Source organism: Demequina sp. NBRC 110052, from assembly GCF_002090075.1.
Lineage (GTDB): Bacteria > Actinomycetota > Actinomycetes > Actinomycetales > Demequinaceae > Demequina.
Window position 1 is genome coordinate 1,100,580 of sequence record NZ_BBRI01000002.1, and the last position, 14,532, is coordinate 1,115,111.

General features: G+C 67.7%; 9 protein-coding genes. 2 read left to right on the plus strand and 7 right to left on the minus strand.

Annotated elements, in window-relative coordinates:
- Positions 1 to 65: 65 nt before the first annotated feature.
- The 5 genes from tuf to B7K21_RS05375 all read right to left on the minus strand — a co-directional run bounded on the left by tuf (position 66) and on the right by B7K21_RS05375 (position 5,079).
- Positions 66 to 1,256 (minus strand): elongation factor Tu, encoded by a 1,191-nt coding sequence (tuf, locus tag B7K21_RS05355; protein ID WP_084074162.1) that lies wholly within the window; start codon positions 1,254 to 1,256, stop codon positions 66 to 68.
- A 122-nt stretch (positions 1,257 to 1,378) separates the two neighbouring features.
- Positions 1,379 to 3,493 (minus strand): elongation factor G, encoded by a 2,115-nt coding sequence (gene fusA / locus B7K21_RS05360; RefSeq protein WP_084074163.1) that lies wholly within the window; start codon positions 3,491 to 3,493, stop codon positions 1,379 to 1,381.
- A gap of 38 nt (positions 3,494 to 3,531) precedes the next feature.
- On the minus strand, positions 3,532 to 4,002 hold the full coding sequence (gene rpsG, locus B7K21_RS05365) for a 30S ribosomal protein S7 (RefSeq protein WP_084074164.1): 471 nt from the start codon (positions 4,000 to 4,002) through the stop codon (positions 3,532 to 3,534).
- Positions 4,002 to 4,376 carry a 30S ribosomal protein S12 gene (gene rpsL, locus B7K21_RS05370; protein WP_084074165.1) on the minus strand — a complete coding sequence of 125 codons (375 nt, stop codon included), beginning with the start codon at positions 4,374 to 4,376 and terminating at the stop codon, positions 4,002 to 4,004. Before rpsL ends, rpsG begins: the two co-directional genes overlap by 1 nt.
- 289 nt (positions 4,377 to 4,665) lie before the next feature.
- Positions 4,666 to 5,079 (minus strand): thioesterase family protein, encoded by a 414-nt coding sequence (locus tag B7K21_RS05375; RefSeq protein ID WP_084074166.1) that lies wholly within the window; start codon positions 5,077 to 5,079, stop codon positions 4,666 to 4,668.
- Positions 5,080 to 5,186: 107 nt separating this feature from the next.
- Here B7K21_RS05375 and B7K21_RS05380 point away from each other — a divergent pair, with 107 nt between their 5' ends.
- Together B7K21_RS05380 and B7K21_RS05385 are read left to right on the plus strand one after the other, a co-directional pair.
- Positions 5,187 to 5,969, plus strand: coding sequence for an enoyl-CoA hydratase/isomerase family protein (locus tag B7K21_RS05380; RefSeq protein ID WP_084074167.1), 783 nt, complete (start codon positions 5,187 to 5,189; stop codon positions 5,967 to 5,969).
- The gene (locus B7K21_RS05385) at positions 5,966 to 6,814 is read left to right on the plus strand and encodes an NAD(P)-dependent oxidoreductase (RefSeq protein WP_084074168.1); all 849 of its coding nucleotides are present in this window, start codon (positions 5,966 to 5,968) and stop codon (positions 6,812 to 6,814) included. The genes B7K21_RS05380 and B7K21_RS05385 overlap by 4 nt, the downstream gene beginning before the upstream one ends.
- A 118-nt stretch (positions 6,815 to 6,932) precedes the next feature.
- Here B7K21_RS05385 and B7K21_RS05390 read toward each other — a convergent pair whose 3' ends face one another.
- Both B7K21_RS05390 and rpoB read right to left on the minus strand, forming a co-directional pair.
- On the minus strand, positions 6,933 to 10,808 hold the full coding sequence (locus B7K21_RS05390; protein ID WP_084074169.1) for a DNA-directed RNA polymerase subunit beta': 3,876 nt from the start codon (positions 10,806 to 10,808) through the stop codon (positions 6,933 to 6,935).
- Between the two features lie 26 nt (positions 10,809 to 10,834).
- Positions 10,835 to 14,314, minus strand: coding sequence for a DNA-directed RNA polymerase subunit beta (rpoB, locus tag B7K21_RS05395; protein WP_084074170.1), 3,480 nt, complete (start codon positions 14,312 to 14,314; stop codon positions 10,835 to 10,837).
- Positions 14,315 to 14,532: the final 218 nt, after the last annotated feature.

Below are 14,532 nucleotides of genomic sequence, written 5' to 3' on the forward strand. Positions count from 1 at the left end.
GCTCCGCACAGCGAAGCGGGGGCCCGGCCTGAGCCGGACCCCCGCTTGGCTGAAAGACGCTGAAGTTACTTCAGGATCTTGGTGACGGTGCCCGAACCAACGGTGCGGCCACCCTCGCGGATCGCGAAGCCCTGGCCCTCCTCGAGGGCGATGGGCTGGATCAGCTCGACGGTCATGTCGGTGGTGTCACCGGGCATCACCATCTCGGTGCCCTCGGGCAGCGAGATGACGCCGGTCACGTCCGTCGTACGGATGTAGAACTGCGGGCGGTAGTTCGTGTAGAACGGGTTGTGGCGGCCACCCTCGTCCTTGTTCAGGATGTAGCAGCGACCCTCGAACGAGGTGTGCGGCGTGGTGGTGCCGGGCTGGACCACGACCTGGCCACGCTCGACGTCCTCACGCTTGGTGCCGCGGAGCAGCAGACCGCAGTTCTCGCCGGCCCACGCCTCATCCATCGACTTGTGGAACATCTCGATGCCGGTGACGGTGGTCTTCTGCGGCTCACGGATACCGAGGATCTCGACGTCCGAGTTGATCTTGAGCTTGCCGCGCTCCACCTTGCCGGTGACGACGGTGCCACGACCGGTGATCGTGAAGACGTCCTCGATCGGCATGAGGAAGGGCTTGTCCATGTCACGCACGGGCTCGGGGACGTTCTCGTCCACGGCCGTCATGAGCTCCTCGACGGTCTTGACCCACTCCGCGTCGCCCTCGAGCGCCTTGAGCGCCGAGACCTTGATGACGGGGGCGTTGTCGCCGTCGAAGCCCTGCGACGACAGCAGCTCGCGGACCTCCATCTCGACGAGGTCGAGGATCTCCTCGTCGTCAACCATGTCGGCCTTGTTCAGCGCGACGAGCAGGTAGGGCACGCCGACCTGCTTGGCGAGCAGCACGTGCTCGCGCGTCTGGGCCATGGGGCCGTCGGTCGCCGCGACCACGAGGATCGCGCCGTCCATCTGGGCGGCACCGGTGATCATGTTCTTGATGTAGTCGGCGTGACCCGGAGCGTCAACGTGCGCGTAGTGGCGCTTCTCGGTCTCGTACTCGATGTGCGCGATGTTGATCGTGATACCGCGCTCGCGCTCCTCAGGAGCCTTGTCGATGTCCTCGAACGGGGTGAACGGGTTCAGGTCCGGGTACTTGTCGTGCAGGACCTTCGAGATCGCAGCGGTCAGCGTGGTCTTGCCGTGGTCGACGTGACCGATGGTGCCGATGTTGACGTGCGGCTTGGACCGCTCGAACTTGGCCTTAGCCATGAGGTGTTCCTCCTGAATTGATGAGACTCGGGTAAGAATGCTAGTCCGATCGATGGCTCGTCGCCATCGGGGGCTTCATCCCTACTGGTCGCTATTCTTACTTGTTTTTCCGACCGGTGGGACTACTCGCCCCGGGTCTTGGCGATGATCTCCTCGGCGACTGCCTTGGGGACCTCTGCGTAGCTGTCGAACGACATCGAGTACACCGCACGACCCGACGTCTTGGAACGCAGGTCTCCGACGTAACCGAACATCTCCGACAGCGGCACCAGCGCGTCGATGACCTTGACGCCCTGGGCGTCGGACATCTGGCGAATCTGGCCGCGGCGAGAGTTGATGTCGCCGATGACGTCGCCCATGTACTCCTCGGGCGTACGCACCTCGACGGCCATCATCGGCTCGAGCAGCACGGGCTTCGCGAGGCGCGCGGCCTCCTTGAAGGCCATCGAGCCGGCGATCTTGAACGCCATCTCCGAGGAGTCGACGTCGTGGTACTGACCGTCCAGCAGCGTGGCCTTGATTCCCACGACCGGGTAGCCCGCCTGGATGCCGAGCTCCATGGAGCTCTGGATTCCGGCGTCGACCGAGGGGATGTACTCACGCGGGACGCGACCACCGGTCACGGCGTTCACGAACTCGTACTGGACCTCGGAGTCGGCCTCGAGGGGCTCGAGCGAGATCTGGACCTTCGCGAACTGGCCGGAGCCACCGGTCTGCTTCTTGTGCGTGTAGTCGTACTTCTCGACCGTCTTGCGGATGGTCTCGCGGTACGCGACCTGCGGCTTGCCGACGTTCGCGTCGACCTTGAACTCGCGACGCATGCGGTCGACGATGATGTCGAGGTGGAGCTCGCCCATGCCGCCGATGACGGTCTGGCCGGTCTCCTCGTCCAGACGCACGCGGAAGGTGGGGTCCTCCTCGGCGAGCTTCTGGATGGCGGTCGACAGCTTCTCCTGGTCACCCTTGGTCTTGGGCTCGATCGCCACGTCGATGACGGGCTCCGGGAAGGTCATGGACTCGAGGACGACCTGGTGGTCCGGGTTGCACAGCGTGTCACCCGTGGTGGTGTCCTTGAGGCCGATCACCGCGTAGATGTGACCCGCCTGGATCGTCTCGACCGGGTTCTCCTTGTTGGCGTGCATCTGGAAGAGCTTTCCGATGCGCTCCTTCTTGCCCTTGGTCGAGTTGACGACCTGGGCGCCGGTCTCGAGGTGGCCCGAGTACACGCGGACGTAGGTGAGGCGACCGAAGAACGGGTGCGCGACCACCTTGAACGCGAGAGCCGCGAAGGGCTCGGTCGCGTCGGCGTGGCGCTCGATCTCGACCTCGGGGTCCTTGGCGTCGTGACCCTTGATGGCGGGCACGTCCATGGGGGCCGGGAGGTAGTCGATGACCGCGTCGAGCATCGGCTGCACGCCGCGGTTCTTGAACGCCGAGCCGCACAGCACCGGGTAGATCTCCGAGGCGATGGTCATCTTGCGGATGCCGGCCTTGATCTCGGCGAGCGTGAGCTCCTCGCCGCCCAGGTACTTCTCGAGCAGCTCGTCGTCGGCCTCGGCAACCGTCTCGAGCAGGGCCGCGCGGTACTCCTCGGCCTTGTCCTTGAGGTCGGCCGGGATCTCGGTGGTCTCGTACGAGGCGCCCATGGTCACGTCACCCTTGGCGTCGCCGGGCCAGACCTTGGCGTTCATCTCGACGAGGTCGACGATGCCGACGAAGTCGTTCTCGGCACCGATTGGCAGCTGGATGACCAGCGGACGCGCGCCGAGGCGGTTGACGATCGTGTCGACGGTGAAGTAGAAGTCCGCGCCGAGCTTGTCCATCTTGTTGACGAAGCAGATGCGGGGGACGTCGTACTTGTCGGCCTGGCGCCACACGGTCTCGGACTGGGGCTCCACGCCCTCCTTGCCGTCGAAGACCGCGACGGCGCCGTCGAGCACTCGCAGCGAACGCTCCACCTCGACCGTGAAGTCGACGTGACCCGGGGTGTCGATGATGTTGATCTGGTTGTTGTCCCAGAAGCAGGTCACCGCGGCGGAGGTGATGGTGATGCCGCGCTCCTGCTCCTGCTCCATCCAGTCGGTCGTCGACGCACCGTCGTGGGTCTCACCGATCTTGTAGTTCACACCCGTGTAGAACAGGATGCGCTCGGTGGTGGTGGTCTTGCCGGCATCGATGTGGGCCATGATGCCGATGTTGCGGACCTTGTTCAGGTCCGTGAGCACGTCCTGTGCCACGAGTGGTTCTCCTTGGGTTTCCGTCGAGCGGGCAGCGACTACCAGCGGTAGTGCGCGAACGCCTTGTTCGACTCGGCCATCTTGTGCATGTCCTCGCGACGCTTCACCGCGGCGCCGAGGCCGTTGGACGCGTCGAGGATCTCGTTCATGAGGCGCTCAGTCATGGTGTGCTCACGGCGCTGGCGCGAGAAGTCCACGAGCCAGCGGAGCGCGAGGGTGGTCGCACGCACGGGGCGCACGTCGACCGGCACCTGGTAGGTGGCACCACCGACGCGGCGGGAGCGGACCTCGAGCGCGGGGCGGATGTTGTCGAGCGCGCGCTTGAGCACGACGACGGGGTCCTGACCCGACTTCTCGCGAACGCCCTCGAGTGCGTCGTAGACGATGGCCTCGGCGACGGACTTCTTGCCGTCCAGCAGGATCTTGTTGATCAGCTGGGTGACGACGGTCGCGCCGTAGACGGGGTCATTGATGATGGGGCGCTTGGGCGCCGGTCCCTTGCGAGGCACTACTTCTTCTCCTTCTTCGCGCCGTAGCGGCTGCGGGCCTGCTGGCGGTTCTTGACGCCCTGCGTGTCGAGCGAGCCGCGCACGATGCGGTAGCGGACACCGGGGAGGTCCTTCACACGACCGCCGCGCACGAGCACGATCGAGTGCTCCTGGAGGTTGTGGCCCTCGCCGGGGATGTACGCGGTGACCTCGATGCCGGTCGACAGGCGCACACGCGCGACCTTGCGCAGGGCCGAGTTCGGCTTCTTGGGGGTGGTGGTGTACACGCGAGTGCACACGCCACGACGCTGCGGGCTCGACTTCAGAGCCGGGGTCTTGGTCTTGGTCGCCTTGGGGTGGCGGCCCTTCCTGACCAACTGCTGGATCGTAGGCACTACTTATCTCCGTCTGTTTGTCTCACTGGTGGTCGGTGGTCCGACCCCCGCGCCCGGGCGTGTCGTCCCATTCTTGGTGTTCACGCCCGCGGGCGCGCGCGGAACCCCACGCGCGGCTGGCACGAATGTCTACTGTACCCGTGCGGACGCGCGTCGTCAAAGCCGCGGGGCCACCGGCGCCTCGTCGCGCCCGCCCTGCCGTACAGGTTCGAGCCGCACCTTAGCGCGTTCGTGCCCCTGCGTGCACGCCCGACGCGCGTGTCGGGGCATCCTCCGGCCTCCGTCCAGCTCAGGCGGAGAAGCCTCTCAGACGCTCGGCGAGCTCGGGCGACACCCGTACCGGCGTTCCCGAGGCGCCGTCGACGAGCGCCATGGTGGTGCTCGCGGCGGCACAGACCACGCCGTCCACGATCAGCGCATACTCGATCACGAAGCTGGCGCCCGCGATGCGAGACACCGACACCTGCGCCTCGATCGGCCCGGTCCGGTGGTCGATCGGGCGCCTGTACTTCACGTGCACGTCCGCCACGAGCACCCAGACGGAGGCGGAGGCCGTCAGTGGGGGAAGGATCGGGTCCTCGTCGCTCCAGAACGCAAGCACGCGCGCCTGCTCGAGAAGCCCGACGATCGCCACGTTGTTGACGTGGCCGTACGCGTCGAGGTCGGACCAGCGCAGCTGGAGCGGAACGGTGAGAGCGGCCATCCCCGCAGTCTAGGAGTGCGGATCGGCTCGAGTATCGGGTACTTGGCGGAGCGCCGTGACACGATGCACAGGTGCGGGTCGACGAGGACTCGCGCGGGAGGAGAGCCATGTCCGACTCGGTGCGACTGACGGTCGAGGGCGGCGTGGCCCGCCTCGTGCTGGACCGGCCCGCACGACTCAACGCCATCGACTTCGAGGCCGGCGAGGCGTTCCGCGACGCCGCGCTCGACGCGACCCGGTCGTCGTCAGTCCGCGCGATCGTGCTCGAGGGCGAGGGGCCTGCGTTCTGCGCGGGCGGCGACGTCCTTGCGATGGCTGGCGCGAGGGCGTCCGGGGCCGAGGTGACGCGGATGGCCGAGACGATCCATGACGGCATCGGGGCACTGGTCGGCTCGGCGCTCCCCATCGTCTCGGCGGCGCACGGCGCGGTCGCAGGAGGTGGCATCGGGGTCATGCTCGCCGCAGACTATGTGGTCGCGGGACGGGACCTCAAGGTGATGGCGAAGTACGCCAACGTGGGGCTGACTCCGGACCTCGGCGTCTCGACCCTCCTGACCGACGCGGTCGGGCGCAGGCGCGCGCTTCAGCTTCTTCTCTCGGACACCGTGCTCGATGCCGATCGAGCGTTCGACTGGGGCATGGTCGCGGAGATCGCGGACGATCCGCGCGCCCGCGCTTACGACGTCGCCGCCGCGTGGGCGGCGGGCCCGTGGAGGGCGCTCGGCCAGGCGAAGCGGCTGGTGCACGCCGGGGCCACGCGGCCACGGTCGGCGAGCTTCGACGACGAGGCCGCGACGATCGGCGCGGCATTCGCGAGCCACGAGGCGCAGGACCGGATCGCCGCGTTCGCCGAGGCCTCCCGGGCGCGCACCGCGGGGCGTGAGCGATGAGCGCGCGCCAGTCTCCCTCGCTGCGGGACGCCACCGTGCTGATGTCTGGCGGCAGCCGCGGCATCGGGCTGGCGATCGCTGTCGCCGCCGCGCGGCAGGGCGCGAACATCGTCATGCTCGCCAAGACCGACGCCCCGCACCCCCGGCTGGAAGGCACCGTCCACACGGCGGCCGATGCGGTGCGTGCGGCTGGCGGCGAGGCGCGCCCCGTCGTCGGCGACGTCCGGCGTGACGAGGACGTCGCGCGCGCGGTCGCGACCGCCATCGACGCGTTCGGTCGGCTCGACGTGGTGATCAACAACGCGAGCGCGATCGACCTCAGGGGCACGCTCGACCTCGACCCTGGGCGCTACGACCTCATGCAGGACATCAATGTGCGCGGCACGTTCATGCTGTCCCGCGCGGCAGTGCCGCACCTGCGCGAGTCACCCCACGCGAGGATCCTGTCCCTGTCTCCCCCGCTGAACCTCAGCCCACGCTGGCTCGGCGCTCACACGGCCTACACGATGGCCAAGTACGGGATGACGATGGCGACCCTCGGCATCGCCGCCGAGTTCGCCGGCGCGGGCCTGGCGGCGACGACGCTGTGGCCGCGCACCACGATCGCGACCGCCGCCGTGCAGAACATCCTCGGCGGCGACCGGATCATGGCCGTCAGCCGGACCCCAGAGATCTATGCCGACGCGGCGATCGAGGTGCTCACGCGACCCGCCGCCGAGGTCAGCGGACGCTCACTCATCGTCGAGGACGTGCTCGCCGAGTCCGGCGTCACGGACCTGTCCGCCTACGCGGCGGTGCCCGGCACCCCAGACGAAGCGCTGTTCCCGGACGTCTTCCTCGACTGAGCCCGAGTCCCACGCTCGCCGTGCTCCTGACCCCTCTCGCGCGTCGGGCGGGCGCCCGTGACACGCGCGAGGGCCCGGCCACCCTTGCGGGTGACCGGGCCCTCGACGCGGCGCGCGACTAGTCGCGCGGGATGTCGAACTCCTCGAGACGCACGGCCTCGCCGGTGCCCTCGGAGAAGTACTGACCGTCCCACTCCTCGTACCCGAAGGTCGGGAACAGGTTGGCCTTGGCCTCCTCGGTGGGCTCCACCGTGGCGGTCCGGTACTGCTGCAGACCGGTGCCCGCGGGGATGAGCTTTCCGAGGATGACGTTCTCCTTGAGGCCGATCAGCGGGTCCGACTTGCCGGACATCGCCGCCTCCGTGAGGACGCGCGTGGTCTCCTGGAACGAGGCCGCGGACAGCCACGAGTCGGTCGCGAGCGACGCCTTCGTGATGCCCATGAGCTCCGGACGGGCCGAGGCGGGCTTGCCACCCGCGACGACGGTCGCACGGTTCGCCTGCTCGAAGCGGGCGCGCTCGACGAGCTCACCCGGCAGCAGCTGGGCGTCGCCCGAGTCGAGCACGGTCACTCGACGCAGCATCTGGCGCACGATGACCTCGATGTGCTTGTCGTGGATCTCCACACCCTGCGAGCGGTACACGTTCTGCACCTCGTCGACCAGGTGCTTCTGAGCCGCACGCGGGCCGAGGATGCGCAGCACGTTCTTCGGGTCCACCGCACCAGCGACCAGCTGCTGGCCGACCGAGACGGACTCGCCGTCCTGGACCAGCAGGCGGGCACGCTTGGTGACCGGGTACTCGATGGGCTCATCGCCGTTGTCGGGCGTGATGACCAGGCGGCGCGTGGCCTCCGAGTCGTCGACCTTGAGCACGCCCGCGACCTCGGAGATCGGGGCCTCACCCTTGGGGGTGCGGGCCTCGAAGAGCTCCTGGACACGCGGCAGACCCTGCGTGATGTCGTCAGCGGACGCCACACCACCGGTGTGGAACGTACGCATCGTCAGCTGCGTGCCGGGCTCACCGATCGACTGGGCGGCGATGATGCCGACCGCCTCGCCGATGTCCACCAGCTCACGCGTCGCGAGCGAACGGCCGTAGCACTTGGCGCACGTGCCCACGGCGGACTCACAGGTCAGGACCGAGCGGACCTTGACCTCGTCCACGCCCGCTGCGATCAGCGCATCGAGGATCACATCGCCGATGTCGGTGGCCGCGTTCGCCACGACGTTGCCGTCCTTGTCGAGCACGTCGGTCGCCAGGGTGCGGGCGAAGACCGAGGTCTCCACGCGGTCGTGCTTGACGCGCTCGCCCGAGGCGAGGGTCTCGACGATCGGCATGGTGAGGCCACGCTCGGTGCCGCAGTCCTCCTCGCGCACGATGACATCCTGCGACACGTCGACCAGACGACGGGTCAGGTAGCCCGAGTCGGCGGTACGGAGAGCCGTGTCCGCCAGACCCTTACGGGCACCGTGCGTCGCGATGAAGTACTCGAGGACCGAGAGGCCCTCGCGGTAGTTCGACTTGATCGGACGCGGGATGATCTCACCCTTCGGATTCGCCACCAGGCCGCGCATACCGGCGATCTGACGGACCTGCATCCAGTTACCACGGGCACCAGAGCCGACCATCGTGTGGACGGTGTTGTACTCGGGGAAGGACGCGCGCATCTCGCGGTCGACCTCGTTGGTCGCCTGGGTCCAGATCTCGATGAGCTCCTGACGGCGCTCGTCGTCGGTGATCAGACCCGTGTCGTACTGGTCCTGGACCTTCGCGGCCTGGTCCTCGTAACGCTCGAGGATGCTCTGCTTCGCGGCAGGCGTCGCGACGTCGCTGATCGCGATCGTCACGCCCGAGCGGGTCGCCCAGTGGAAGCCGGCGGCCTTGAGCGCGTCCAGCGACGCCGCGACCTCGACCTTGGGGTAACGCTCGGCGAGCGTGTTGACGATGTCGCCCAGCACCTTCTTGTCGACGTTGCGGTTCACGTACGGGTACGAGACCGGCAGCAGGCCGTTGAACAGCGAGCGACCCAGCGTCGTCGTGAGCAGGAACGGCTCGCCCTCGACGTGGCCCTCGGGCGCGACCCAGCCGTTCGGCGGGACGGTGTCGCCGTCCACGCGCAGCTGGATCTCGGTGTTGAGGGTGATGTCACCCGTGTCGAGCGCCATGATCGCCTCGGACTCCGAGCCGAACACGCGACCCTCACCCTTCGAGCCCGGCTTGAGCAGCGACAGGTGGTAGAGGCCGATGATCATGTCCTGCGACGGCATGGTCACCGGGCGACCGTCCGAGGGCTTCAGGATGTTGTTGCTCGAGAGCATGAGGATGCGGGCCTCGGCCTGCGCCTCCGCGCTCAGGGGCAGGTGCACAGCCATCTGGTCACCGTCGAAGTCGGCGTTGAACGCGCCGCAGACGAGCGGGTGCAGGTGGATGGCCTTGCCCTCGACGAGCTGAGGCTCGAACGCCTGGATGCCCAGACGGTGCAGGGTCGGTGCGCGGTTCAGCAGCACCGGGTGCTCGCGGATGACCTCCTCGAGCACGTCCCACACCTCGGAGCGCGAGCGCTCGACCATGCGCTTGGCCGACTTGATGTTCTGCGCGTGGTTGAGCTCCACGAGGCGCTTCATCACGAACGGCTTGAACAGCTCGAGCGCCATCTGCTTGGGCAGACCGCACTGGTGCAGCTGCAGGCGCGGGCCGACCACGATGACCGAACGGCCCGAGTAGTCGACGCGCTTGCCGAGCAGGTTCTGACGGAAGCGACCCTGCTTGCCCTTGAGCATGTCGGAGATCGACTTGAGCGGACGGTTGCCGGGGCCCGTGACCGGGCGGCCGCGACGGCCGTTGTCGAACAGCGCGTCCACAGCCTCCTGCAGCATGCGCTTCTCGTTGTTCACGATGATCTCGGGGGCACCGAGGTCGAGCAGGCGCTTGAGGCGGTTGTTGCGGTTGATGACGCGGCGGTACAGGTCGTTGAGGTCGGAGGTCGCGAAGCGGCCACCGTCCAGCTGCACCATGGGACGCAGGTCCGGCGGGATGACCGGCACCGCGTCGAGCACCATGCCCGTGGGCGAGTTGGTGGTCGTGAGGAACGCGTTGACGACCTTGAGGCGCTTCAGGGCACGCGTCTTGCGCTGGCCCTTGCCGTTGGCGATGATCTCGCGCAGGTTCACGGCCTCGGTCTCGAGGTCGAAGTCCTGCAGACGACGCTGGATCGCCTCGGCGCCCATCGAGCCCTTGAAGTACGAGCCGTAGCGGCGCGAGAGCTCGCGGTAGAGGAGCTCGTCGCCCTCGAGGTCCTGGACCTTGAGGTTCGCGAAGCGGTCGAACACGGTGTCGAGGCGCTCGATCTCGGCGTCGGCCCGCTTGCGCAGGTTCGCCATCTCGCGCTCGGCGCCGTCCTTGACCTTGCGCTTCACGTCGGCCTTGGCGCCCTCGGCCTCGAGCTCGGCGAGGTCCTTCTCCAGCTTCTCGGCGCGGTTGTTGATGTCCACGTCGCGCTGGTTCGCGATGGCCTTCTTCTCCTTCTCGAGCTCGTTGCGGAGCTGGGGAAGGTCCTCGTGACGGCCGTCCTCGTCCACCTCGGTGACCATGTAGGCCGCGAAGTAGATGACCTTCTCGAGGTCCTTCGGAGCCAGGTCCAGGAGGTAGCCGAGGCGCGACGGCACGCCCTTGAAGTACCAGATGTGGGTCACGGGAGCGGCGAGCTCGATGTGGCCCATGCGCTCACGGCGCACCTTGGAGCGCGTGACCTCCACGCCGCACCGCTCGCAGACGATGCCGCGGTAGCGGACGCGCTTGTACTTTCCGCAGCCGCACTCCCAGTCGCGGGTGGGGCCGAAGATCTTCTCGCAGAAGAGTCCGTCCTTCTCAGGCTTGAGGGTGCGGTAGTTGATGGTCTCGGGCTTCTTCACCTCGCCATGCGACCAGGTGCGGATGTCCTCCGCGGTCGCCAGGCCGATGCGCAGGTCGCCGAACTCGTTCACGTCGAGCACTGTGTCGATTCCTTACCTTCGAAGATTCAGATCTCGTCGACGCTCGAGGCGTCGGGGCGGCTGGACAGGGAGATGCCGAGCGACTCGGCGGCCTGGTACGCGTCCTCGTCGGTCTCGCGCATCTCGACCACCTGGCCGTCCACGCCGAGGACCTCGACGTTCAGGCACAGCGACTGCATCTCCTTCATCAGCACGCGGAAGGACTCCGGCAGGCCCGGCTCGGGGATGTTCTGCCCCTTGACGATGGCCTCGTAGACCTTGACACGACCGGTGACGTCGTCGGACTTGATCGTGAGCAGCTCCTGCAGGGCGTAGGCGGCGCCATAGGCCTCGAGGGCCCACACCTCCATCTCGCCGAAGCGCTGGCCACCGAACTGGGCCTTACCGCCCAGCGGCTGCTGCGTGATCATCGAGTACGGACCCGTGCTGCGCGCGTGGATCTTGTCGTCCACGAGGTGGTGCAGCTTAAGGATGTACTTGTAGCCGACGGTGACCGGCTCCGGGAACAGCTCGCCCGAGCGGCCGTCGAACAGACGCGCCTTGCCGTTGGGACCGACCAGGCGGTCGCCGTCACGGTTCGGGTTGACGTGCTCGCGGAGGCCGTCGAGGACGTCCTCGTGCAGACCGTCGAAGACCGGGGTCGCGATCGGATTGCCGGGCTCGGCCTTGCGCGCCGCGTCGGGCAGGCGGTCGGTCCACTCACCCTTCGCATCGGTCGCGTCCCAGCCGTTCTTGGCCACCCAGCCCGCGTGGGTCTCGAGCACCTGGCCGACGTTCATGCGGCCTGGCACGCCCAGCGGGTTGAGGATGACGTCGACCGGGGTGCCGTCCTCGAGGAACGGCATGTCCTCGACCGGCAGGATCGTCGAGATGACGCCCTTGTTGCCGTGGCGGCCGGCGAGCTTGTCGCCCTCCTGGATCTTGCGACGCTGCGCGATGTAGACACGCACGAGCTGGTTGACGCCTGCGGGCAGGTCGTCGCCGTCCTCCTCGGTGAACACGCGGACGCCGATGACGGTGCCCTGCTCGCCGTGGGGGACCTTGAGCGACGTGTCGCGCACCTCGCGAGCCTTCTCGCCGAAGATCGCGCGCAGCAGGCGCTCCTCCGGGGTCAGCTCGGTCTCACCCTTCGGGGTGACCTTGCCGACGAGGATGTCGCCCGCGCGGACCTCGGCGCCGATGCGGACGATGCCGCGCTCGTCGAGGTCGGCGAGCACCTCCTCCGAGGCGTTCGGGATGTCGCGGGTGATCTCCTCCGGGCCCAGCTTGGTGTCGCGGGCGTCGACCTCGTGCTCCTCGATGTGGATCGAGCTGAGGACGTCGTCCTGCACGAGGCGCTGCGACAGGATGATCGCGTCCTCGTAGTTGTGGCCCTCCCAGCACATGAACGCCACGAGGAGGTTGCGGCCGAGCGCGAGGTCGCCCTCGTCGGTCGCCGGGCCGTCCGCGATCACGGAGCCCACCTCGACGCGAGCACCCTCGTCGACGACGACGCGCTGGTTGTAGCTGGTGCCCTGGTTGGAGCGCTGGAACTTCGCGACCTTGTACGAGCCGGTCGTGCCGTCGTCGTTGGCGACGGTCACGAGGTCGGACGAGACCTCGGTCACGACGCCCGCCTTCGACGCGACGATCACGTCGCCGGCGTCGATCGCGGCGCGGCGCTCCATGCCGGTGCCGACGAGCGGCGCCTCGGAGCGGACCAGCGGCACCGCCTGGCGCTGCATGTTCGCACCCATGAGCGCGCGGTTGGCGTCATCGTGCTCGAGGAACGGGATCAGGGCCGTCGCGACCGACACCATCTGGCGCGGCGAGACGTCCATGTAGTCCACGGCGTCCGCGGGGACGAACTCGACCTCGCCACCCTTGGCGCGCACGAGAACGCGGTCCTCGGAGAAGAAGCCCTTCGCGTCGAGGCCGGCATTCGCCTGCGCGATCACGAAGCGGTCCTCGTCGTCCGCCGTCAGGTAGTCGACGGCGTCAGTGACCTGACCCTTGACGACCTTGCGGTACGGGGTCTCGACGAAGCCGAGCGGGTTGATCCGACCGAACGACGCGAGCGAGCCGATGAGGCCGATGTTCGGGCCCTCAGGGGTCTCGATCGGGCACATGCGGCCGTAGTGCGACGGGTGGACGTCACGGACCTCCATGCCGGCGCGGTCACGCGACAGACCACCGGGGCCGAGCGCCGAGAGGCGGCGCTTGTGGGTCAGACCCGCGAGCGGGTTGTTCTGGTCCATGAACTGCGACAGCTGCGAGGTGCCGAAGAACTCGCGGATGGCGGCGACGACCGGACGCGTGTTGATGAGCGTCTGGGGCGTGATCGCCTCGACGTCCTGCGTGGTCATGCGCTCGCGCACCACGCGCTCCATGCGCGACAGGCCCGTGCGGATCTGGTTCTGGATCAGCTCGCCCACCGCGCGGATGCGACGGTTGCCGAAGTGGTCGATGTCGTCCGTCTCGACGTGGACGTCCACGTCGCCGACCTTCATCGAGCTCTGGCCCGCGTGCGCCGCGGCGATGTACTTGACCGTGGCGACGATGTCGTCGATCGACAGCGTCGAGTCGTTCAGCTCCTTGCCGACGCCGAGCTTCTTGTTGAGCTTGAAGCGGCCGACCTTCGCGAGGTCGTAGCGCTTGGCGTTGAAGTAGAAGTTGTCGAGCAGGTTCTGGCCCGCCTCGACCGTCGGGGGCTCGCCCGGACGCAGCTTGCGGTAGAGGTCCACGAGGGCCTCCTCCTGCGAGTGCACGGTGTCCTTCGCGAGCGTCTCGAGCACGGCCGGGTAGTCCGCGAACTCCTCGGCGATCTGCTCGTCGGTGAGGCCGAGTGCCTTGAGGAACAGCGTCACCGACTGCTTGCGCTTGCGGTCGACGCGCACGCCCACGGCGTCACGCTTGTCGATCTCGAACTCGAGCCACGCGCCGCGCGACGGGATCACCTTGGCGGTGAAGATGTCCTTGTCGGACGTCTTGTCGGGGGTGCGCTCGAAGTACACGCCGGGCGAGCGCACGAGCTGCGACACGACGACGCGCTCGGTGCCGTTGACGATGAACGTGCCGCGCTCGGTCATGAGCGGGAAGTCGCCCATGAAGACCGTCTGCGACTTGATCTCGCCGGTGGTGTTGTTCATGAACTCCGCGGTGACGAACAGCTGCGCGGAGTAGGTGAAGTCCTTCTCCTTGCACTCGTCGGGAGTGTGGCGCGGCTCCTCGAAGTAGGGGTCCGAGAAGCTCAGCGACATCGTCTGGCCGAAGTCCTCGATGGGCGAGATCTCCTCGAAGATCTCCTCGAGTCCGGCAACCTCCGGGACGTCGTTGCGGCCGGCCTTCTTGGCGGCTGCGACGCGCTCCTGCCACACGCTGTTGCCCAGGAGCCAGTCAAAGGACTCGGTCTGGAGGCCAATGAGGTTCGGGACCTCGATGGGCTCAGCCAGCTGTGCGAAGGAGATGCGGCGGGATGCGGAACGGTTGGCGATGGCGGTGGCCGAAGGGGTGCGCGAGGCAGCCAAGGGCGGGTCCTTCCCTGTGATGATCGTGCGTGTACACGTCGTCCAGCCGCGGCTCCACCGGACCCCGGGGCGATCCCGTCATGAGACGGACGCACGCCGGGTAGGCATCTGAGGGCAGGGCAAAAGACAGCGCAAGTCGCTAGACTAATCGGAAATCGCGGGATTGTCCACTTGCGCGCGAGGTGCGTCAAGAGCGGCACGCGTGTCGGTGGAGAAAT